This window comes from Lysobacter sp. Root604 (assembly GCF_001427505.1).
Classification (GTDB): domain Bacteria; phylum Pseudomonadota; class Gammaproteobacteria; order Xanthomonadales; family Xanthomonadaceae; genus Lysobacter.
This window is the reverse complement of the sequence record NZ_LMGS01000011.1, coordinates 146,815-165,754: the sequence shown is the minus strand read 5'-3', so window position 1 is coordinate 165,754 and position 18,940 is coordinate 146,815. Positions and strand designations below refer to the sequence as shown.

The window sequence follows — 18,940 nt, the reverse complement described above, 5'->3', positions numbered from 1 at the left end:
GTGATCAGGCCTTGCGTCCGTTGCGCTTTGACGGACGCGGTGTGCTCGCTTGCTCGATCTCGTTGCCGGCGCTGAGGAAGGCCTCGACCTGGGCGCGGAGCGTGGCCGCTTCCTGCGCCTTCAGAACGGGGTCGACGTAGGTCGGCTTCTGGTGGTGGTTGACGGACACGTAGACCGGCATCTGCACGGTGGACCAACCGGTGTCTGGCCTCATGGCATCACCTCTCGGTGGGAGTAGCCGGTATTCAGCATCTCGACGCCGTCGTCGGTGATGTGGACGATGTTGTTGAAGGTCGCGTTACAAGCCAGTAGCCCCACCTGCAGCAGGGCGCTGACGCTCGCAGGGGCGTAGCTGGCGCCCACTTCCTGGGCGTGGAACTTGCGCGGCACAAACGCCCGAAAATGGGCTGTTTGGATCAGGCCGGCGCAGCGATCGGCTGACTGCAGGCAAAGCTGTAGCGTCGACGGCAGAGCCGCCAGTTCGGTCGTACGGAGCATTGGGGGGCCTCAGTGGTCGGCGGTAGCCGGCAGGCTGTCGAGTAGGTCGGGCTGCTGGTCTGCGTTGGCTTCTCGGTAGGCCCGGAGCGCAACGTGGCGCGCGTAGGCCGGCGTTTCCGGCAATTCGCTCGGTCGGGCATTGGGCATGCCGCTCGGGCTGGCGATGCCGGTCAGCTCCGTGTGGCCGGTGTAGCTAGCCGAACAGACCGGGTTATCGCAAACGTAGGTGTCGTGGCGCAGGTGATGGTGCGAGAGGTAGCTCGTGCGCTTGATCAGCACGCCACCGCACGCCTCACAACGGAACACCACGCGCTTCGTAGAACTGAAGGCGCCCATTACTCGGCTCTCCCCTGGCTTTCGATCACGCCGGCCTTAAGGCCCAGCAGCACCGCGGCGCGATGCGCCTCGCCGCGCAGCCCCTTCTTCTTGCCGTGCAGCACCTGGTAGACCGTTGCGTAGCTCAGCTCGTGCATGCGGGCGAACGCCGCGATCGACGTGCCGTGCCGGTCGAGCTCTGCCAGGGCTTCCTCTGGCGTCTTCAATTCAGGCCCTTGTGCGTCGGTCATTGGTTAAATAAAGTGAAGAAGTGGGAAACTTAGGTGAATCATTGGGTAGAAAACTACCCATGTCAATAGGGTGATGGGAATATTTATGGATGACGTGGCACAAATCTGCGCACGCCTCAGGGAAGAGCGCGTCCGGCTCGGAATGAGCCAGCAGGACTTCGCCGAGGTCGGCGGAGTCAGCCGAAAGACGCAGAGCGCTTACGAGAGCGGCGCGACAGCACCCGACGTGGCCTATTTGGTGCTGGTTTCCGCGCGTGGCGTGGACGTGCAGTACGTGTTCAGCGGCAAGCGCGAGGGCGGCGAGATCGCCGGGCACATCGAGCTTGAGGCGCTGCCGGGCTTCGGGCCGACCGAAGGCCCAACGACGATCTTGCTGCCGGAGTTCCTGGTGCAGCGAAAGATCGGCATGGCCTCGATCGCGAGCATTCGCTGGGCCTTCAACCCGTCGCGTGCGATGGAGCCCGAGATCGAACGACACCAACTGGTGCTGGTGGACGTTACGCAATCTCAGCTGTCGGATTTAATCGACGGTAATACGTATGCGTACACGCTGTGGGGGCGGCCAGACATCCGCCGCGTGCTGCATCGGCGAGACCATTGGTCAGTGGTTGGATTCGGAAAAGGAGCCGAATCCACGGACGTGTACAAAGATGACCAAAGCAGTTTGGAGATCTTCGGTGCTGTTGTGGGTGTGCTGTAATCAAACGAAAGGACACAGGGGGCAGCATGGAAGTTGTTGGCAGTCGTTTTAGGTCCATCCTTCAGGACCTGGGTTTTAGCGTCGTCTATGGCGCATTGATGCTTGGCGCATGGCGCCTTTCCGTTGATCAGTGGTACCTGCCGGCTGGCATTCGCGCAGCTGCGATGCTGTTGCTACCCACACGGTTTTGGCCCTACATCTTCACCGGCGACGCCGCCGCCTTCCTTGTGTTGCGCGGCCCTAAAGCCGAGCAATACAGCGAACAGTGGGCCTACTTGAGCCCGTTCCTACTCGCGCCCCTGATTTCCGTGGTGCCGCTGCTGTTTCGTCGCTACCTTGGCGATATCGGCGGCCGCGAGCGCTGGTTCCCCGTCGTCGCGCTGTCGATCGCGGTGTGGACGGCATTGGTCAACATGTCGTTGAACTACGGGCTATCCGGCCCGGCATCCAGCAACACGCTGGAAAACTTCATGCGCTACAGCGTTGGCCAGTACCTCGGCATGTTCATCTTCGTTCCGGCGCTCATGGTGTGGATGCGCCGCAACGACGGGATGATCAACCCTCGGCGCCTGTTGGCGCACCTGGGCATCGCCGTAGGCCTGACCGCCGTTGCGTACTTCGCCGCGAACCTGGGAGGAAGCGAGCCAGCCCTACGCCAGCTGTTGCTCCTCTTGATGATCGTGCCCGCTATCGTGCTGACGTTTCTACACGGCTGGCGCGGTGCGTCCCTCGGCATCGCCATGGCCAGCATTGCCTTCGGGCTTCCTACGACGGCTTTCGACACCGCCGGCGCGCACGACTCAGTCGCCTTCGTCGCGCAGCAGGTGCTCGCATTGGCGGCTACCGCGCTGTTTGTGTTCGGCTCGGTGATCTCTGCCCACTTCGACCGCGCTCGCAAGCTCGGCGTCGCCGAGCACCATGCATTGCGGATCGCCCAGACCAGCTTCGTTTCGACCGAGCGGCACTTGCGCGATCGCGTGTTGGCGATGGCGCAGATCCAGTCGCATCGGGACGAGTCCCGGCACCAGATGGTCCAGTGGCTGGAAGACATGGGCCACAGCGCTGCAGCGGAAGACTTGAAGCGCGCCGGAACTAAGGATGCGCAACTGTTCGATGAGCACGCCGCTGCCCTCTATCCCCTTCGAATCGAGCAGCAAGGCCTATACGACGTGCTGCAGTCGGTCGCGTTTTCCAGCGTATGGGCTGGCGGTAGCGACGTGCGGTTCAAGCTGCGCGGCAAGGCCCGTTCGCTCTCGGTCGACCTGCAGCTGGCCGCCTATCGCTGCGCGTGCAACGCGGCGGCGCTGCTTTCCCAGGGTGATCCGATCCGCCAGATTGTACGTGCTCGCGTTTGGAACGGCGGCGGCCGTCGCGGCATCGTGGTGTCCGTCATCGCGGTGGCTGGCCAGGCCGTGGAGCCGAACCAGACGTCGATGCTGGCCGCGTTGGAGCTTGAGGGCCGCGTAAAAACACATGGCGGCGCGATGAAGCGCCGCCATGTGAACCAGGTGAGCTTTCTGCTGGTCGAGCCGATCGACGCGACCAGCGCGCCTCATTCCGTGGAAGCTGCCTTCACCGCCCACCAGTCGCCGCTGGCGGTCCGATAGACCCACACTTCGAGCGCATCGGTGGCGTAGACCCGTCGAGCGCTCCAGTAGGCCGGAATCACCGTCGAGTTGCCGGGCACCTGCACGCGATCGGCGTCGGTGCCGACGGGCAGAACCCAGAACGTGTCGCCGATACGGCCGATCGCGGTCCTCACCGTGCCCGCGCTGTCGTTGGCCTGCACGTAGCGGATTCCGTCGCGCTGGAACTCGTAGACGCTCCACGTCGCGTCCGCGGCGAGATCCACAGCGATCGGGTGCGTTTCGCCGAGACCGACGCTGGCGGCCTTTTGCGGGCTGTTTCCATCGCCAGGGCAGCAGGCGAAGCTGGCCAGCGGGCTCGCGATCAACGCGAGGCCCAGGACCAGGGCAAATTTGAAGCGGATGGGCATTCGTTCCTCCTTGGCTTGAATGGGGTATGAGCCTGCCGGCCCCTCCCCGGGTCGGGATATTGCCCGACGACAGTACCGTACTGTGATTACGATCACGCCGCCTCTCGGCTTGTTACGGGAGCGGCTACCGGCAGGGTACCCGGGCCGTCCGAGTAGGAGAGCGCCGCGCGTCCGCGTAGGAAAATTCTGACACGGCACGAAAAAGGCCGCCGGGAAGCGCCGGCGGCCGTCGTCATTCGTGTGCGGCGTAAAGTTACTGCTGCTGGTTCGGCGGCCTTGAGCCAGTGCCGCCGTGGCCCCCGCCGGCGCCGCCGAATCTGGCGTCGCTGGCGGGCTTGAACTTGCGCCGGCGACGGTACAGGTAGAAGGCCGCGCCGGCGACCAGCAACAACACCACGAACAGCGCGCCGCCACCCGAGGCGCCGGCCGTCGGCGAACCGGACGCCAGGGCGATCGACGTGAACAGGGACAGCATCAAGAACAGCAGCAGGGACAGCGTGGACTTCATGTGGATTTCCTCCTGAGGGTGGGCACCGCGGAACTGGCAACGGATCAGGATCCGCCGCCAGCGTCGGTCTCTAACTCCAGCTGCGTGGTGAAGCCACCCGAGCCGGTGATGGTGTGCGTGGTCTTCGCGATCAGCCAGGCGGTGCCGTCGATCTCCGGCTTGAAACCTTGAACGCGCATCTTCTGTTCGGGAAACAGGTCAGCGCGGCCGAGCGCCAGCGTGTACTCCAGCTTCGCGGCGCCGCGTTGGATGCGCTTCCACTCCGCGCTGGCCTGCTCTCGGGCTTCGGCCTCGCTGTTGTAGGTGTCGCGCAAGCGCTTGGCATTCCCGCTCTGGCCGACCAGCACGGACTTCCGATTCGCCCCGGGCTTGTTGTTCCAGTACGCGCGCACTCCGCTGTAGGTGTCGCGGTCGACCAGCCCGTACCGGTGCCTGTCGCCGGCGGCGCGGGTGATCTGCGCGGTCGGCAACGACCGGCCCGTCGCGGTGGTGCCGCTGCCGATCGGCATGAACAGCAGACTCCCGGCCTTGACCGTGGCGACCGCGTCGTAGCGCGTCCCCAGGCGCGTCAGCAGGTGCACGTCGCTCTCGCCAGTCTGGTCCAGGTGGGCAATCGGGACGCGCGCCAGGGAGGCCGCTATGCGCGCCTGGAGGCCATGTTCGCCGGCCAGGCTGCGCACCACGTCGCCCAGCGTGACCTGGTGCCAGCTGCGCTCGCGCCGGGTCCGCATGGGACGGCTCAGGTCGGCGCTGCGTGCGCGGACCGTGATCACGTCCGGCGCCCCGCTGTGTTCGACTTCGTCGACGCGGAACGTGCCCTTCTCGATGAGGCCGCCGTCCTCCCAACCCAGGGCGACGGACAGCTCTACGCCACGCCGTGGCAACGCCATTCGGCCATCGTGGTCGTGGATGACCAAGTCGAGCTGATCAGCCTCGCCGCCGCGCGCCTCGGCGAGCGTCAGATCCAGCAGTCGCGGCCGTAGGCGCTGGGTCAGATCCTTGCCGTCCAGGATCACGCGCCAGGCGGGCACCGGATAGGGCTTAGCGCTCTCGGTCACCGCTGGGCGCCCTGGTCGGCGGCGTCCGCCATGTCCTCATCGTCCACCCGCAGCAGCGAGAGCTGGAACTCGATCCGCCGCGCCGCGCCGTCCGGGAAGAACAGGGTCTTGGTCTCGTTGATCGACGTGATCGCGAACGCGCCGTAAACGGCCCCGGTTCCGTCGACCAGCGACAGCGGCCGACCCTGATTGGCCAGGTCGCGTAGGGTGTCGAGCGATGCGGGATCTCCGGTCAGTTCCGGCGCGATCAAGCCGCTGAGCTCGATCGTTTCCTCGCCGGGCCCGAGGTACTGGTGGGCGGCGCGGGCACCGACACGCTCGCTGCTGCTGTGGCGCCACGCCGCGGCGCGCTGCAGCTGCTGATACGCGAGCTGGGGGAGAGAGAAAACGAAGGTTCCGAGGGCCATCATCATTGCGGCATGCTCAGTCGTAGTCGCCGAGGCGGGAGCGCGTGCGCGCGGCTTTCTCGCGTTCGAACTGTTCGATCGCGGCGCGCACCTGCTGCGCGATGTCCTGCGCGGCCGCGCCGGCGGCGGCGTTGATGGTGATGTGGTAGGTGGCTCCCGCCGCAAGCGGCCCCGCCGTCGCCGGCGAGATCGGCGCCCGGTTGTCGATGGCGATCGCCGGCGTCGCCGCGGCGCCGATCGCGATGCCGGCGCCGACCTTGCGCATGGCGCCGGCGATCGAGGTCAGCGAGCGGATCGGCAGGCCCTGGCTGCGATCGAGGCCGCCGGCCAGGCCCTGCATGGTGTAGTCGCCGAGCTGGGCGAACACGCGCGACGGACTGTGGATCCCGAGTTTCTCCTTCATCCACCCGACGACTTTGGATCCGATCCCGCCGATGGTGTCGCTCACCGCCTTCAGGCCGCCCAGCAGGCCGCTCACCAGGCCCTGCATTAGCTGGCCGCCGATGGCCTTGAAGCGCTCCCACAATCCACCGAGGAAGCCCGTGATCGCGTTCCAGTTGCGCACGATGAGCCCCAGCGGCGTCCACGCGAAAGCGGTCTTCATCCACTGCCACAAGGTGCGCACCGCAGTGATGGTCAGCTGGAGCGGCGTCAAGACCACGGTCCCCAGGATCTGGCCGAACGCGCGGCCATAGCTGGTCGCGTTCTGCAGCTGCGCGTTGGTGGCCTGGAGAGGCGTTAGCAGCTCCTTGATCCAGTTCCAGACCCGGCCCAGTACGCCGACGAACCAATCCCACACCGGTCGCAGCGGCGCGAAGGCCTGCGCCAGCATGGCGCCGACCGGGGCGGCCGCCTCGGCGATGCCCTGCCACAGCCCGACCATGAAGGCCTTGATGGGCTGCCAGTACTTCCAGATCAGCAGCGCGGCCGCGGCCACCACCGCGATGATCGCGAGCACGGGCGCGCTGACCCCGCCTAGCACCGGGAGGAGCATGCGCACGCCGTTCGCCAGCAGCGGCAGCGCACGGGCCGCCAGTGCACGGATCGCCGCCAGGGCCGGCTGTAGCTGCAGGCCGAGCGTGGTCGCGGAGTAACGCACCAGCGCCAGCGGACCGAGGACGCCGGCAATGCCGAGCGCCAGGCCGCTCACCACGGCCAACAGCGCGGCGCCGGCGGCGACGGCCTTCAGGATGCCACCCGCCAGTTCGGGATTCGCGCGGACCCAGTCACGGACGACCGACAGCATGCTGCGCACGCGCACCATGATCTCGCCCAGGGCCGGCGCCAGCGTGGCGCCCATGTCGGCTGCGGTGTTGAACAGGCTGTTCTTGAGCATCTGCCAACCGGCCGAGAGGTTCTTCAGCCGGGCCGCCGATTCGCGCTGCATCGAGCCGCGCGCCTCGGTCTGGTTCACCAGGGCCAGCTGGCGCCGGTACTCGCCGAGGTTGTTGGCCAGCTTCGCCGCGTCGTCGCCGAACTCCTTGCCGAACAGTTGCGTCGCAACCGTCATCTGGTCATCGGGCGCCAGCCGCTTGATCTGGTCCAGGACCGAGATAATTGTGCCCGTCGCATCCTTGGCCATGCTCTGCTGCAGTTGCTTCGCGTCCAGGCCTAGCGACTTCAGGCCAGCGCGGAAGCGCTTTGACTGCATCGTGGCGACCGACAGCTCGCGCACCATCGCGTTGGACGCGGCGGCGGCCACCTCTGGTACGGCACCGAGCGACAGGAAAGTGCTGCCCAGCGCCGCCGCCTTGCGGAAATCCAGCTTGTCGGCGACGCCGCCCAGGCGCTGCATCACGTCGATGATGTCGCCGCCCTTCGACAGAGCATTGTCGTCGAGCCAGTTAATCGCGTCGCCAAGCTGGCTGATGCTGCTGATCGGGATCTTGTACAGGCCGGCCAGCTTGCCCATGTTCTCGCCGACTTCATCGACGGGCAGATCGAACGCCGACGCGGTGATGGCCGTCGTTTCCGCAAACGCGAGCAGGTTCTCTTTGCCCTGGATGCCCATGCGCGCACCGGCTTCCACCAGCGCGGCGATCTCCGTCGTCGCCATCGGGATCCGATCGGACATGAGCTTGATCGATTCGCCCAGGTCGTAGTACAGCGGGGTCAGCTTACCCGCGCCGTCGCGCGCGCCCTGCACCTGGCGCGCGACGCCGAGCATCGCGTCCTCCCAGCTCGCGTAGGCCTTGACCGACGCCAGCACCGGTGCGGCCGCGACCATGGCCGTGCCCGCCAGACTGGCGCCGCCGCTGGCGAGTGAGCCGGCCATGCCCTGGGCCTTGGCCAGCCGGCTGCGCGCGGCGCTCGCCCGCGCGCTCTGCGTGGCCAAATGCTTCAGCTTCTGCTGTTGCTTGTCGATGACGGCGCTGGTGCGCGCCATCTCGGTGCGCAGGCGGCGCTCGTGGTCGCCCAGCTTCTTGATCTCGATGCCAGCCGCCGACAATCCGGCCTTTGCCTCCTTGAGCGCTCGCAGGTTGCCGATGTGAGCGTTCTTCAGCTTGACCGACCCGCGCTCGGCGCGGTCCAGGGCACGCACCATCTTCTGGGTGGGCTGGTCGGTGCCGGCAATCTCCGCCTTGAGCTTGGCGACGTGCTGATAGGCGGCCTTCATCGCAATGCCGCTCTCGGACGCCTGCGCACTCAGGCGGCGGAAGCCTTGCACCTGGTTCTGCGCGCGATCCAGCTCGCGGAGTTGGTCCTTGGCCGCCTTCAGTGCCTTGGCCGTGGCGCTGCTGCCGCCCATGACCTTGCGCAACGGCCCGGTTGCGCGGTCGATCATGCTCAGCAGCACCTGCAGCTTCAGATCGTTACCCATTACTCCGCTCCGCTACGTTCCCGGGCGCGCTCGCGCCACTCCATCAGTTCGCTCAGCGTCATGTTCTCCATCGCCTGCGGTGTCCAGTGGAACACCGCGGCGATGTCGGCCATGGCGTCTTCTACGCGTCGAGGGATGCCGCTTCCCGCGCCGCTTTCGGCAGCAAAAAAAGGACGACGCCTCCCGCCAGTGCGACCAGGTCGGCGGGATCGAGCTGGGCCACGTCGTGCGCGGTCAGGGTCGGCGACGTGATGCGCGGCAGTACGGTCTGCAGCGCGACGACGTCCATCTGGAGCAAGTCCGACAGGGCCACGCCACGCAGCTCGCCGGAGGCGGGCTTGCGCAGCTGCACTGCACTGATCGTCTGTTCGCCACGAACGATCGGGAAATCCAGGGGGATGGTGGTCGGAGGGACCGGAGCAGCGACCGACGGGGCGGGATTCTTGGGCATAGCGCTCTCTCAGAAAGTAGGCCCGGCGGGTTGCCGGGCCAGAGGGTCAGACGCCGATTGCGCGGCGCTGGTCGGCCAGGCGATCGACGCCGTCCACGATCTCGACCATGTTCACGAAGTCGATTTCGATCACCACGACGCCGTTGATGGTGAGCTTGTAGTAGCTGCACGCGGTCTTGACGGTGAACTCGGTGTCGTCGCCGGCTTTCGCCGTGCCCATGTCGATCTCCGAGTGGCGGCCGCGGACCACGACTTCGACCGCGTCGACCTGGCCGGTGTCGTCGCGCTGGTAGGCGCCGGCGAAGCGCAGCTGCACGGCGTCGTGTCGAGTTAGGCCGTACTGGCGAAGGATCGACCGCATCAGGCCGCCGAACTTCGATTCCAGCTCCAGGCCTTCGCTGCCGTTGTCGATTTTGACCGGGCCGCTCATGCCGCCGCCGCGGTAGTCCTCCATCGAGCGGGTCAGGGTCGGCAGCTTCACTTCCACGACCTGGCCGAGGAAGCTTTCGCCGTCGCCGAACAGGTTGAGGTTCTTGAGTTTGCGGGGCAGTGCCATGTGCGTCTCCGGGATTCAGGCGGTGGGTGATCAGCCGTTGACGCGACTGGCGAAGTCCGCCAAGTAGCGGTCGGTGTGGCGCTGGCGCAGGGTGAGGTCTTCCAGCGGCGGCACCGGCGTGTAGTCGTAGTCGATGAACAGCTTCCCGCCGGCGAGCGTGGCCGACGTGTTCGCGGTCTCGTCGTACCAGGCGTTCGCGTCGATGATCAGGCCGTTGGCCTTCATCTCGCGGAACTTGGCGTTGATCGACTCGATGATGTCCTTGATCAGCGACGGGTGCATCGGCTTGTCGATCGCCCACATCAGCGCGTCGGCGATGGTGTCGGCCAGGATCTGCGCCGTTCGGGTGGAGGATTCGAACGCGAACAGCGGATCGTCGCTGCAGGTACGCGAACCCCAGAAACGGAACCCGTTGGCGTTCACCAGCGTGGTCACGTCGGCGGCGTTGAGGAACCCCGCATCGGTGGTCGGATCCTGGAGATCCCAGTGCACGTCGCGCGAGATGCCGGTGACACCGGCGACCGCGACGTTGGAGAGGGTCTTGTGCCAGCCCTGTTCCTGGTCGATCTTCGCGCGCAGACCGAGCGCGCGGGCGACGGCGTAGGCCGGTTTGCTGGTGCTGGTGGTGGTGTCCCAGGCCACGAAATCCGGCCAGATGACCATCAGCTCGCGGTCCGAGAAATTCTCGCGGTACAGCGCGGCCGCTTCCTTGTCCGCGCTGGCGGCCGCGCTCACATAGGCCATGCCGCGCAGCTTCTTGGCGACGATGGCCAGTGCGGCCGCCACCGGCTGCGTATCGACGCCCGGACAACCCAGGATGCGCGGCTTGATGCCGAGCTGGCTCTGGGCCGCCAGCAGCGCCTGCATGCCGGTGTAGGTGGCGCCCGTGCTTGCGCCGATGACGTTGGACGTGGTCGCGCTGTCGTCGGCGCCAGACTCGACGCGAACCACGACGGTCCACGGATCGGACTGGTCGGCGATCGCCTGCAGGGTCGTTTTGAGGGTGCCGTTGGTGCCGGCCTTGGCAATCGCGGTGCGCAGATCGGTCAGCAGCACTCCCTTGTTGAGCGGGAACACGGCGGCGTCCGCATCGTTGGAGGTGCAAACGACACCGACCACCGCCGTCGACACGGTGCGAATGTTGCGGGTGCCGTTGTTGATCTCGATGACGCGTACGCCGTGGTGGTAGAGGTCGGGCATGGTGCTCTCCTGGAAATCAGACGAAGCGGGTGCGGAGCGGTAGGGTCAGGCGGGTGTAGTCGTTGGTCGGCGGCACGTCGGTGCGCTGACCAATGAGATCGAGCGTGAAGGCGCCCGGCTCGCTGCCGGCCTTCAGCTCGATGCGGGTCAGGCGAATTCGCGGCTCCCAACGCATGAGCGCCGTGGCCGTAGCGCCATAGAGCTTTACGCGGGTCGCGCCGTTGAATGGTTGGTCGATCAGCTCGGGAATCAGGGATCCGTAGTCGCGCCGCATGACGCGGGAACCGATGGGCGTCGTCAGGATGTCGGCGATCGACTGGCGAAGATGGTCGATCCCATCGATCGCGCGACCGGTGCGGGCATCCATCCCCCTCATACCGGCGGCCCCGAGACGCCCGAGCCGGGTTGCACGTTCTTGTGGGGGTGGTTCTTGAGGCTCTTTCCGCCGCCGATCACATCGGTCTGCGCAGTAGCCATGCCGGACACGTACGCATCTCCATTGATCTGGGTGTCGCCGTTGACCGTCAGGGGGCCATTGATGGTGACGCCGCCGTCCGCCGTGATCTCCGCCGTACCGCCACTGGGCAGCGTGGCGGCAAGCGCGTGCGATTCGTCGTCGTACTGGATCAGTGCGCCATCGCGGAAGCGCACCAAGTGTTGACCTGCTGCGTTGGCTGGCGCCGCGAACGCATCGGAATAGATGCCGCGCAGGAACACTGCGCCGTTGGTGTCGCCGCCCGGGCACAGGAGCACGCCCTGCTCACCAACCGTTGGCGCCGACCATTCAATCGTCTCGCCGGCGCGCGGCACGAACCAGGGCAGGAAATCGGTCTTGACTTCGCCGGTGTCGATGCGACACCGCGCCAGGACGAGATCCACCTCGGCGACGGTGCCGAGGCGGATTGCGTTGCCGAGCTGGCGCTGAAGTTCGGAGACGGAGTCCACGCTGCCATGGTGTGCGCGGGATCGCGTGCGCGCATGGGCTTGGCACTGTATGGCCGACGGCTACAACAACCGACGTGGCGTCCGATGAATCTATGCGGAGCTGCCATCCTCACCCGCGAACGTCATCACTGCCAGCCCGTCGTCCAGACGCCCATGGTCAACGTCGTATCGCTCACGACCTGGCCGGAGCTGCGGCGGCGCACGCGCACTCGAAGATTCGCGTTCGCCTCACGTTCGTTTGCGTTGTTTGCGGGTGCGCTTGGAAGCAGCAGTGAGACGGCTATCGTGTTGGCCAGAGACGTCCAGTCCGGCGCGCCATTGATGACCTGGCGGCTCGCGTTACCGCTGTCCACAACGTCAAAGCGCACGTCATAGTCGCCCGCCGAACCGCCCTGCGTGAGCCAAGTCCCCGAGGTGGGTGCCGGCTGGGCGACGTTACCGAAACTATTACCGCCGCTCGCGGTCCAGGTGCCATTGGTCAGCAGGGTCAGCGTGACGGTGGCGGTTACGCTCGGCTGGTTGGTGAACGGGCCGTCGCTGGAGAACATCGCCTTACCCTGCAGGCCGGCAATGACGTACGTCGCGGTACCCTTCGCCGCCCACAGGTTCGACACGTCGACGCCTCCATCGTCGTAACCGACGTCTGGTCCCTTCGTGCCGTAGGCGATGGCCGCGAACTTGAGCGCGACACCGCCGTTCTCCAGCCACAGGGCCGCTGGGCCGTCACCGGCGATATCAGGATCGAACAGGTCCTCGAAGTCCTTCTCGACGCCGCCGACTATGCTGGCGAATCCGCTGGGCATTGTCAGGCCCTCGCCTTCAGCTCGGCCACATCCTCCGCCAAGCCTTGCAGCGCGCTGCACGCTATGACGAAGAGGGGTTCGTAGTCGACGGCCTCCGGCGCGCCCGAGGCCGTCCGCTGGACTACGAAGTCCAGCGGACCGTCAGCAAGATCCTCGGCGATGACGCCAGCGGATCGGCTGCCGTCGGCACGCATCACGTACTCGACAAAGCGGATTGAAGCCAGCAGGCGCAGCGCTTCGCTCGGCTTGATCGAGCGAATGCCGCGCTTGTAGCGGAGGCTCGACGAGCGGATGAACTTCGGCGCCGTGACGTTGCCGGTGAACGTATCGCCAGACAGGTTCGCCTTCGTTGCCGGATTGAAGTTGTACGAACTCCACAGCTTGTACCAGGGCGCCCACGATCCCGCCCGCCGCGAACGCGTGTACCAGGCGTCCTCAAACCAGGGGCTCGCAATCTGCGCGGCGTAGTCACCACCCCCGAGGTTTAGCAGGTGATTCCAGCTGCCATTCGGGGTGTTCGTGGAGGGCTCGGAGGTGGGTGCCGAACAGAAACCATTGACGCCGTTTGCGTCGCTGATGTAGCCGGGAAACAGCTGCGTGTAGCGTTCGTCGTGGTAGTGCGTCGCCGCGGCCTTGCTGCCTGGGTCAAAATTTCCGGCGTGCCACAGCCCGTACCCGTTGAACGTCACGGTCGTGGCGTAGATGCTGAGGCTCCCCTCGATCGCGGTGCCGGCTGCGTTGTAGCGCGCGAGGCGTACAACGTCGCCATCGCCGCGATCCCAGATCAGCAGACCCTGATTGACACCCGTCTCGTCGCGCAGCCAGAGGTGCGCGTTCTGGGTGGGGAGGGCCTGCGCGACCATGTGGCCAGCGTTCGCAGTGAACACGGGCGCCGTGGCTGTTCCGCTGAAGCCCGGATTAGCGAGGGGGGCCTTGCCAGCGAGTACCGTCGTCAGGTTGGTGACCTTGGCGATGGCGAGGTCGGGAATCCGCTCCACGTCGAATACGCCGGACTGAATATCTGCGGCGGCATGGATGTGCCCGCCCGGCGGGAACGTCAGCGGCTTGCCGGTCACCTCGCCCCATGCGGGCCAGCGGATCGCGGTGCTCGGCGGGTCGTTGATCTCGCTCCACGTGTGCTGGTGCCCGCTCGGCGGGAACGTGAGCGGCTTTCCGGTCAGGTTCGCCCAGGCAAGGTAGTGGGTACCGTGTTGACCGTCGAGAAGGTCTGCATCCAGGCCGTTGTTGTGACCCTCGTTACGCGTAGCGACGTTACCCAGGCCGATCGCGATCCGCATTGCTGCGGCCGTGGCCACGGCCAGCAGCCCCTTGACGAAAGCGCTGGGCGCACCGGCGCCGAGTCGGTCATCGAGCAGGGCCTTTGCGCCAGCGGGCGTCATGGCTCGCGTGCCGTCCGTGCCCGCGATGGACTCGGGGTTGTCCGCCAGCTCGACCACACCCTGAACGGTCGTGGTGGCGGGCGGATTGATCCAATTGGTGTCGCCGAAGGTGAGGCTGGTGGCGTCAATCTCCACGAAGCGCACGTCGGCAGACAGCAACATCATCGCCTGCGCCGACTTTTCCAGGATCACGCCGGGCTGCGCGTACCAGGCGAACAGCGTCCCGTCCTCCAGGTAAAGTGCATAGCCGCGCATGCTGTACACGTCGGCGCTGTCGTCGCGGATCGTGACGTGGATCGTATCGGCCGCAACCACCGCGCCGGCAAACGTCACAAGGCGTTTCAGCTCGCCTGCGAGCGCGCCCGCGACCAGCCCTGCGGCGGATGAGGTCACGCCGATCTGCGCGATTCGTACGGGCGCCGTGCCCGTATTCTCCGCATTGACGAGAGCGGCGCGGCCGGCGGGGGTGACATTGATCGGAAGTCCGCTCACAGGCGCTCCTAGGGTTCGATGGCTTGGAACTGCATGCGCCGGTACACCGCGGCTCGGGCGCCGGTGCCGATGCCGATGCCGCCGATGGCCTGCAGGCCCTGCGTGAAGGTGAAGTGCGATCGCACCGGTTTCGTCCGCGCGACCTCGCCGATTACGTCATCGACGTAGCGGGCGGTGGCGGTCTCTCCACCCTCGCCGGACAAGGTCAGGACCATTTCGAATGTGTGCGGCCTGCCGGGTGGTTCCATCTGCCACCACTCCCGCAACTGCACCGCGCCGCCGAAGGCCGCCACGACCTGGCGGACGCTTTGTGCGGTGCCCTTGCGGCGCTGTATGTCCAGCGCGGCGCGAATCCGCGCCCGTTTGACGTGCACCGGCCAGTACGCCTGCCAGGTGTCGAGCGACAGCGCCCAGGCCAGCCACGGCAGCAGGTCTTCTGGGCAGGTGTCGGCGTTCCACAAGTCCCGCATCGGCGTGGGCACGTCACCGATGCGCGCAGTTGCCCGTTCGAACGCGCGCTCCAGCGCGGTCGCGTTGGGTGGCAGCAGGCTATTCATCGACCCCGCCGGCGACGACGGTAATCCCGGTGCACCAGGACGCCTGGGTGCGATCGATCACCAGGCCGGCCGCTGGCGAAGTGATCTCCACCCGCTGTACGCCTTCGGAGTGAAGCACCGAGTAAATGCCCGACAGCGGCACGTCACGGCCGAGGCGGTGCGATTCCTCGACGTACCGCTCCAGGCGCCGCCTCGATTCCGCCAGTACCAGTGCGGCGTCGGGTCCGGCGTAGGTGTACACGGTCGCGTGCACGGCGTACGGCACGATCTGCGCGCCCTGAACCACGACGTTGTCGGTCAGGGGACGTACCGAGTCATCGGCGAGCGCGCCCGAGACCGCGGTGACTAGGTCTGGCGCGGGCGAGCCGTCGCCGTCGCGCGCCAGTACGGTCACCTTCACGTCACCCGGCCAGATCGCCGCATCGAGCGCGGCGTCCATGGCGTCCGTCAGGGCCGGCGACGCACCGTGCGCCGCGAGAACACCGGCAATGATGGCCCGAATGTCATCGGGTTCCGAGCTGGTCGCGCTGGCATCCAGCACACGTGGATCCGCGCTGAGCGCGTGGAAGATGTAGGCGCCCTCGGGGCCGGCAACCGAGAATCCTTCCGGCGCCAGCTGAATGCGACGCCGGAATTCAACGTCGCTCTCCATCGTCGGTGGGATGCCCTGGACCGGGTCGCCGGGCGCCAGCTGCAGGCGCGACACGCCCACGATGACGCCGATTTGGTCGAGATCGGCGCGCGAGGCGTACGCCAGCATGATCGCGCGGCAGCCTTCGTTTGCGCGTTGCCGAACCTGCATCTCTCGGTAGGCGGCGACCTGCAGGCCCTTGTACAGCGGGTCCGACTCCGTCAGCGCATCGACTTCCGGAGCGAAGCGATAGAGATCCGCGAGCATCGCCGCGAAGATGACCTCGAAGTCGATCGTCTCGACGATGTCCGGTGCCGGAAGTCGCGACAGGTCGACGGCGGTATAGGTGGACGAAGGCATGGGTTGGCCGGGCGCTGACTTATGTCAGGTTCGCCTCGGCCGTCGCGGGCAACAATGCTGTTGCTCTGTATCGCGGACGCCTACATTCGCAGCGAACGGCGTGGCTACTGGGCCAGGTGTTCGACTATCAAGTCGCGGATGGTCGACCGCTCTGCGTCGCTGAATCCTAACAGCTGCCGGCGCTCGTATCGCACCGAAGAGCCCTTGCGAGTGACGCGGTCGGCCTGGCCTTCCTGGTGCACCATTGCGATGCGTGCAACGCGCCCCATGAAGCCCACGGCCACGGCCTGGTCGCTTGCTTCCACCCTCAAGTGCCGCGCTTGCGTGATGCGCTGGAACATTCTTTCCTTGCGGCGCTTGATCTCTCCGGCCTGGTCGCGCTTGCGCGGCGCGTAGGCGCTGCCGTCCGGGTTCAGTTGGTCCTTGATGCGTTGGGCTTGGCTGCGCCGCAGCGTGGTGCCGATCCGGCGCGCCAGCCCGCGCCGCTCGGCTGAGCTCAGCTTCGCCAGAAAGGGCGCGGCCCAGGTTTCCAGCTGATGCAGCTCGTCCACGGCTACGTCTTCGCGCCGCCCGCCGCGACCACGTCCCAGCCGCCGATCCACTCGCCCTGGAGGTACACGTCCCAGCGGCCGCCCGGAAGCACGGTTTCCAGCTCGGGCTCGGGGTAGTGCACCACGTCGTAGCCGCCGGCCTCGCGGGCGTGGACGCCCACACGCTCGGTCAATGGCAACTTCAGTTCCAGGTCGACCTTGTCGTTGGCCAGCAGCTCGGCGTCGAACGCGATGCGCTCGCGTAGCGCCGGGTTGGCCAGCAGCTCGGGCTGCTGCTGCTCGATCCAGACCATCAGCGGCACCATGACCGCGTCGGGGTGGCCACTGAAATCCGTGATGATGAGATTCAGCGTGTATCGGTACTCAAACGACAGCCCGGGCGCAAACGTGCCTACCAAGCTTCCGTCCTTGATGAACACCAGCAGGCGATCGGGATCGCGGCCGAGTTCCGGGATGGCCGCGGTTAGGTGCTCGCGGAGGCTGGTGGGCTTGATCATGGTTTCCTCGGCGGTGGGAGCTCTTGCCCGCCGCTCGCGCCCGGGCGCGGCTGGTATCCGCCCCCGGGCCGCGGCTCGCCGCTGTGCGCTTCGATGAACATGCCGACGGCGATGCCGACGATTAGGCCCACCAACACGCAGCAGGCCACCGCAAAGGCGGTCACTGCGGCGCGCTCGCGGGTAGCGAATTCACGTAGTCCTGCAGCCCGATCACTTGCTCGCGGATGACGTGGCAGGCGGTGTAGTTGCCGGCGACGGTGTCTGCGACGGCAGAGAGCGTAAGGCCGGCGGCGGGCGCATCAGGATCTCCGGCGGAGGCGTCCGGGGGGACGTTGCCGGCGGCGGCGTCGTGGATGCGCACGAAGCCAGCAGTAAGAGTGCAAGCGGCGTCAGCTTTCGGAGTGACATAGATCGGGATCTCCTTGGTGATCGTGGCGCCGGCGACGTGCACCTTCTGCACGCGGTCGACGAACTTGGTGACGACGAGGACGTTGCTCCGAGCATGGTTGCGCTCCTGCAGCGCGGTATCGCGCTCGGAGGTCATGCCCAGCAGCTGCTGCTGCACCTTGGCGGTGTCGGCCTTCGCGGCGGCAATACGGCTCTGCTGGAAGGCGGCGCCGAAGCCGATGGCGGCCAGCAGCGCGACGAAGATCAGGGCGAGGATGGCGCGGGGGGACATGTCAGCGGGCTCCCAGGAGCGCCAGGGCGCGATGGGTGCGGTCGATGCGGTCCTGCAGGCCCTCGGGCGTGTGCTTGGACGTGGCCGAACCGAGATTGATCTTGCGGCTGACCGTCAGCACGTCGCCGGTGTCGGCCAGGCTGTTGAGCCCGTTGTCGAACCAGTAGGCGGCGGCCGCCAGCGCGCCGACCTCGACCTCCAGCAGCAGCGTGGGCTGCTCTTCCAGCGGCAAGCCGATCAGCTCGCCCGCCCGCCGGTAGTTCCCGCGTCCGGTGGTTTGCATCGGCCCGCGGCCCCGATAGCGATAGCCGTCGCCGCTGGCTACGTTGCCGTTGCCGTTGCGGCTGGCATAGACGAGGTTGGCCAGCTTCTCGGGCTGGCGCACGTACTGCTGCGCCGAGGCGGCCGGGATGCGCTTGCCGAACACCTCCAGCAGGCGCGGAAGGCTGTAGCTCAGACCCTCCTCGGTGCGCGACAGGCTGAGACTTTCGTGGCCCACCTGCGCAATGAAATGGGCGACACGGCGCGGCGTCGTGATGCCGAAGCGGTTCAGCGCCGTGGTCAAAGCGGGGTTCCAGCGCGCTGCACGTGCGGCCGGGCAGCGCATAGCTTGTTGCAGTTGTGCGTCGGTGAGCATCAATCGACCCTCAGAATGCGCGCGACATTGCCGCGAGCGCGGTAGGTGAGAACGGCCAGCACGGCGAGGACGCCGAGCTGCCACGGGCTGGAGCAAGCGGCGGCGCCGACCAGGACGATGTGGATCGCCTGGCCACCGGTGCACACGATCAAGAGCCAGGCGCACAGGCCGACGCCCAGGCGGTGCGTGGTGTCCGGCCCGCGCTGGTAGGTCAGCAGGCGGACGCAAATGGCGACGCAGGCGATCAGCGTCAGCGCCGTAACCAGGCTATGCATTGGGCGGCCCTCCGCGACGCAGCCAGCTCCAATCGAAGGCGCGGCTCTTCTCGATGATGGCGAGCGTGATCGTGATGCCGACCGCGGCCGCGACGAACGCGGCGACGCCCGTCGATCGAATCGGAATCCATCGCACGATGTCCGGCGCCGCTTGGTAGCCCGCGACGACGCTGATCAAGAGGTAGATGACCCGCTTCCAGGTCGGCAGCGAGTTCGCGGACACGACGAAGAGCGTGGCGCCGGCGAAGGCACCGATCAGCGCGTTGCCGTCGATGCCGGGCCACAGCGCCGCGATGCCCACACCTGCGGTCAGCGCAGTGGCACCGGAAAGGGAAGTCGGTTCGGCCATCAG

At 66.7% G+C, this 18,940-nt stretch carries 27 protein-coding genes; 2 read left to right on the top strand and 25 right to left on the bottom strand.

Annotated features, from left to right (window positions below):
* Positions 1-4 precede the first annotated feature (4 nt).
* The 4 genes from ASD69_RS22100 to ASD69_RS18085 are packed head-to-tail and all read right to left on the bottom strand — an operon-like array spanning position 5 to position 1,064.
* Complete coding sequence (locus tag ASD69_RS22100) at positions 5-214, bottom strand: hypothetical protein (protein ID WP_157499309.1); 210 nt, start codon at positions 212-214, stop codon at positions 5-7.
* Positions 211-498, bottom strand: coding sequence for a hypothetical protein (locus tag ASD69_RS22095; RefSeq protein WP_157499307.1), 288 nt, complete (start codon positions 496-498; stop codon positions 211-213). The genes ASD69_RS22100 and ASD69_RS22095 overlap by 4 nt, the downstream gene beginning before the upstream one ends.
* 9 nt (positions 499-507) lie before the next feature.
* The gene (locus ASD69_RS18090; protein ID WP_056181689.1) at positions 508-834 is read right to left on the bottom strand and encodes an ogr/Delta-like zinc finger family protein; all 327 of its coding nucleotides are present in this window, start codon (positions 832-834) and stop codon (positions 508-510) included.
* A complete protein-coding gene (locus tag ASD69_RS18085; protein WP_056181686.1) occupies positions 834-1,064 on the bottom strand; it encodes a DNA-binding protein in 231 nt (76 codons plus the stop codon). Before ASD69_RS18085 ends, ASD69_RS18090 begins: the two co-directional genes overlap by 1 nt.
* A gap of 85 nt (positions 1,065-1,149) precedes the next feature.
* Here ASD69_RS18085 and ASD69_RS18080 point away from each other — a divergent pair, with 85 nt between their 5' ends.
* Positions 1,150-1,764 carry a helix-turn-helix transcriptional regulator gene (locus ASD69_RS18080; protein WP_082576624.1) on the top strand — a complete coding sequence of 205 codons (615 nt, stop codon included), beginning with the start codon at positions 1,150-1,152 and terminating at the stop codon, positions 1,762-1,764.
* A 26-nt stretch (positions 1,765-1,790) separates the two neighbouring features.
* Positions 1,791-3,371: an MASE1 domain-containing protein gene (locus ASD69_RS18075; RefSeq protein ID WP_056181678.1), complete on the top strand. Its 1,581-nt coding sequence runs from the start codon at positions 1,791-1,793 to the stop codon at positions 3,369-3,371.
* Here ASD69_RS18075 and ASD69_RS18070 read toward each other — a convergent pair.
* From ASD69_RS18070 to ASD69_RS17975, 21 genes are all read right to left on the bottom strand, one after another.
* Positions 3,317-3,760 (bottom strand): hypothetical protein, encoded by a 444-nt coding sequence (locus tag ASD69_RS18070; protein ID WP_056181673.1) that lies wholly within the window; start codon positions 3,758-3,760, stop codon positions 3,317-3,319. The two genes, ASD69_RS18075 and ASD69_RS18070, sit on opposite strands and share 55 nt — an antisense overlap.
* A 253-nt stretch (positions 3,761-4,013) precedes the next feature.
* On the bottom strand, positions 4,014-4,268 hold the full coding sequence (locus ASD69_RS18065) for a hypothetical protein (protein WP_056181670.1): 255 nt from the start codon (positions 4,266-4,268) through the stop codon (positions 4,014-4,016).
* Positions 4,269-4,312: 44 nt separating this feature from the next.
* Positions 4,313-5,326: a phage late control D family protein gene (locus ASD69_RS18060; protein ID WP_056181667.1), complete on the bottom strand. Its 1,014-nt coding sequence runs from the start codon at positions 5,324-5,326 to the stop codon at positions 4,313-4,315.
* The gene (locus ASD69_RS18055) at positions 5,323-5,739 is read right to left on the bottom strand and encodes a phage tail protein (protein ID WP_056181663.1); all 417 of its coding nucleotides are present in this window, start codon (positions 5,737-5,739) and stop codon (positions 5,323-5,325) included. Before ASD69_RS18055 ends, ASD69_RS18060 begins: the two co-directional genes overlap by 4 nt.
* Before the next feature lie 10 nt (positions 5,740-5,749).
* A complete protein-coding gene (locus ASD69_RS18050; protein WP_056181661.1) occupies positions 5,750-8,554 on the bottom strand; it encodes a phage tail tape measure protein in 2,805 nt (934 codons plus the stop codon).
* Positions 8,554-8,667, bottom strand: a complete 114-nt coding sequence (locus tag ASD69_RS21395) for a GpE family phage tail protein (protein WP_082576614.1) — start codon at positions 8,665-8,667, stop codon at positions 8,554-8,556. Before ASD69_RS21395 ends, ASD69_RS18050 begins: the two co-directional genes overlap by 1 nt.
* A gap of 8 nt (positions 8,668-8,675) precedes the next feature.
* Positions 8,676-9,005, bottom strand: a complete 330-nt coding sequence (locus ASD69_RS18045) for a phage tail assembly protein (RefSeq protein ID WP_056181658.1) — start codon at positions 9,003-9,005, stop codon at positions 8,676-8,678.
* A 46-nt stretch (positions 9,006-9,051) separates the two neighbouring features.
* A complete protein-coding gene (locus ASD69_RS18040) occupies positions 9,052-9,561 on the bottom strand; it encodes a phage major tail tube protein (RefSeq protein WP_056181655.1) in 510 nt (169 codons plus the stop codon).
* A gap of 30 nt (positions 9,562-9,591) precedes the next feature.
* Positions 9,592-10,761 (bottom strand): phage tail sheath protein, encoded by a 1,170-nt coding sequence (locus ASD69_RS18035; RefSeq protein WP_056181653.1) that lies wholly within the window; start codon positions 10,759-10,761, stop codon positions 9,592-9,594.
* A 16-nt stretch (positions 10,762-10,777) separates the two neighbouring features.
* The gene (locus ASD69_RS18030; RefSeq protein WP_056181649.1) at positions 10,778-11,137 is read right to left on the bottom strand and encodes a GPW/gp25 family protein; all 360 of its coding nucleotides are present in this window, start codon (positions 11,135-11,137) and stop codon (positions 10,778-10,780) included.
* Positions 11,134-11,706: a phage baseplate assembly protein V gene (locus ASD69_RS18025; RefSeq protein ID WP_056181647.1), complete on the bottom strand. Its 573-nt coding sequence runs from the start codon at positions 11,704-11,706 to the stop codon at positions 11,134-11,136. Before ASD69_RS18025 ends, ASD69_RS18030 begins: the two co-directional genes overlap by 4 nt.
* 125 nt (positions 11,707-11,831) lie before the next feature.
* Positions 11,832-12,509, bottom strand: a complete 678-nt coding sequence (locus ASD69_RS18020; RefSeq protein ID WP_056181643.1) for a hypothetical protein — start codon at positions 12,507-12,509, stop codon at positions 11,832-11,834.
* A 2-nt stretch (positions 12,510-12,511) separates the two neighbouring features.
* Positions 12,512-14,401 carry a tail fiber domain-containing protein gene (locus ASD69_RS22520; RefSeq protein ID WP_200944030.1) on the bottom strand — a complete coding sequence of 630 codons (1,890 nt, stop codon included), beginning with the start codon at positions 14,399-14,401 and terminating at the stop codon, positions 12,512-12,514.
* Between the two features lie 8 nt (positions 14,402-14,409).
* Positions 14,410-14,958, bottom strand: coding sequence for a phage tail protein I (locus ASD69_RS18010; RefSeq protein WP_056181640.1), 549 nt, complete (start codon positions 14,956-14,958; stop codon positions 14,410-14,412).
* On the bottom strand, positions 14,951-15,949 hold the full coding sequence (locus ASD69_RS18005) for a baseplate J/gp47 family protein (RefSeq protein WP_056181637.1): 999 nt from the start codon (positions 15,947-15,949) through the stop codon (positions 14,951-14,953). Before ASD69_RS18005 ends, ASD69_RS18010 begins: the two co-directional genes overlap by 8 nt.
* Positions 15,950-16,053: 104 nt before the next feature.
* The gene (locus ASD69_RS18000; RefSeq protein ID WP_056181634.1) at positions 16,054-16,500 is read right to left on the bottom strand and encodes a phage virion morphogenesis protein; all 447 of its coding nucleotides are present in this window, start codon (positions 16,498-16,500) and stop codon (positions 16,054-16,056) included.
* A 2-nt stretch (positions 16,501-16,502) separates the two neighbouring features.
* Positions 16,503-16,997: a phage tail protein gene (locus tag ASD69_RS17995; RefSeq protein ID WP_082576613.1), complete on the bottom strand. Its 495-nt coding sequence runs from the start codon at positions 16,995-16,997 to the stop codon at positions 16,503-16,505.
* 160 nt (positions 16,998-17,157) lie between these two features.
* A complete protein-coding gene (locus ASD69_RS17990) occupies positions 17,158-17,676 on the bottom strand; it encodes a hypothetical protein (RefSeq protein WP_056181630.1) in 519 nt (172 codons plus the stop codon).
* Between the two features lies 1 nt (position 17,677).
* Positions 17,678-18,313 carry a glycoside hydrolase family 19 protein gene (locus tag ASD69_RS17985; protein ID WP_056181627.1) on the bottom strand — a complete coding sequence of 212 codons (636 nt, stop codon included), beginning with the start codon at positions 18,311-18,313 and terminating at the stop codon, positions 17,678-17,680.
* Positions 18,313-18,588, bottom strand: coding sequence for a phage holin family protein (locus tag ASD69_RS17980; protein WP_056181625.1), 276 nt, complete (start codon positions 18,586-18,588; stop codon positions 18,313-18,315). The genes ASD69_RS17985 and ASD69_RS17980 overlap by 1 nt, the downstream gene beginning before the upstream one ends.
* Positions 18,581-18,937 (bottom strand): putative holin, encoded by a 357-nt coding sequence (locus tag ASD69_RS17975; protein ID WP_056181622.1) that lies wholly within the window; start codon positions 18,935-18,937, stop codon positions 18,581-18,583. The genes ASD69_RS17980 and ASD69_RS17975 overlap by 8 nt, the downstream gene beginning before the upstream one ends.
* Positions 18,938-18,940 lie beyond the last annotated feature (3 nt).

Bases quoted from the DNA above. Each gene is read 5' to 3' on its own strand.
- ASD69_RS22100 (WP_157499309.1), bottom strand. From the start codon at position 214: ATGAGGCCAGACACCGGTTGGTCCACCGTGCAGATGCCGGTCTACGTG.
- ASD69_RS22095 (WP_157499307.1), bottom strand. From the start codon at position 498: ATGCTCCGTACGACCGAACTGGCGGCTCTGCCGTCGACGCTACAGCTT.
- ASD69_RS18090 (WP_056181689.1), bottom strand. From the start codon at position 834: ATGGGCGCCTTCAGTTCTACGAAGCGCGTGGTGTTCCGTTGTGAGGCG.
- ASD69_RS18085 (WP_056181686.1), bottom strand. From the start codon at position 1,064: ATGACCGACGCACAAGGGCCTGAATTGAAGACGCCAGAGGAAGCCCTG.
- ASD69_RS18080 (WP_082576624.1), top strand. From the start codon at position 1,150: ATGGATGACGTGGCACAAATCTGCGCACGCCTCAGGGAAGAGCGCGTC.
- ASD69_RS18075 (WP_056181678.1), top strand. From the start codon at position 1,791: ATGGAAGTTGTTGGCAGTCGTTTTAGGTCCATCCTTCAGGACCTGGGT.
- ASD69_RS18070 (WP_056181673.1), bottom strand. From the start codon at position 3,760: ATGCCCATCCGCTTCAAATTTGCCCTGGTCCTGGGCCTCGCGTTGATC.
- ASD69_RS18065 (WP_056181670.1), bottom strand. From the start codon at position 4,268: ATGAAGTCCACGCTGTCCCTGCTGCTGTTCTTGATGCTGTCCCTGTTC.
- ASD69_RS18055 (WP_056181663.1), bottom strand. From the start codon at position 5,739: ATGATGATGGCCCTCGGAACCTTCGTTTTCTCTCTCCCCCAGCTCGCG.
- ASD69_RS18050 (WP_056181661.1), bottom strand. From the start codon at position 8,554: ATGGGTAACGATCTGAAGCTGCAGGTGCTGCTGAGCATGATCGACCGC.
- ASD69_RS21395 (WP_082576614.1), bottom strand. From the start codon at position 8,667: ATGGCCGACATCGCCGCGGTGTTCCACTGGACACCGCAGGCGATGGAG.
- ASD69_RS18045 (WP_056181658.1), bottom strand. From the start codon at position 9,005: ATGCCCAAGAATCCCGCCCCGTCGGTCGCTGCTCCGGTCCCTCCGACC.
- ASD69_RS18040 (WP_056181655.1), bottom strand. From the start codon at position 9,561: ATGGCACTGCCCCGCAAACTCAAGAACCTCAACCTGTTCGGCGACGGC.
- ASD69_RS18035 (WP_056181653.1), bottom strand. From the start codon at position 10,761: ATGCCCGACCTCTACCACCACGGCGTACGCGTCATCGAGATCAACAAC.
- ASD69_RS18030 (WP_056181649.1), bottom strand. From the start codon at position 11,137: ATGAGGGGGATGGATGCCCGCACCGGTCGCGCGATCGATGGGATCGAC.
- ASD69_RS18020 (WP_056181643.1), bottom strand. From the start codon at position 12,509: ATGCCCAGCGGATTCGCCAGCATAGTCGGCGGCGTCGAGAAGGACTTC.
- ASD69_RS18010 (WP_056181640.1), bottom strand. From the start codon at position 14,958: ATGAATAGCCTGCTGCCACCCAACGCGACCGCGCTGGAGCGCGCGTTC.
- ASD69_RS18005 (WP_056181637.1), bottom strand. From the start codon at position 15,949: ATGCCTTCGTCCACCTATACCGCCGTCGACCTGTCGCGACTTCCGGCA.
- ASD69_RS17995 (WP_082576613.1), bottom strand. From the start codon at position 16,997: ATGATCAAGCCCACCAGCCTCCGCGAGCACCTAACCGCGGCCATCCCG.
- ASD69_RS17990 (WP_056181630.1), bottom strand. From the start codon at position 17,676: ATGTCCCCCCGCGCCATCCTCGCCCTGATCTTCGTCGCGCTGCTGGCC.
- ASD69_RS17985 (WP_056181627.1), bottom strand. From the start codon at position 18,313: ATGCTCACCGACGCACAACTGCAACAAGCTATGCGCTGCCCGGCCGCA.
- ASD69_RS17980 (WP_056181625.1), bottom strand. From the start codon at position 18,588: ATGCATAGCCTGGTTACGGCGCTGACGCTGATCGCCTGCGTCGCCATT.
- ASD69_RS17975 (WP_056181622.1), bottom strand. From the start codon at position 18,937: ATGGCCGAACCGACTTCCCTTTCCGGTGCCACTGCGCTGACCGCAGGT.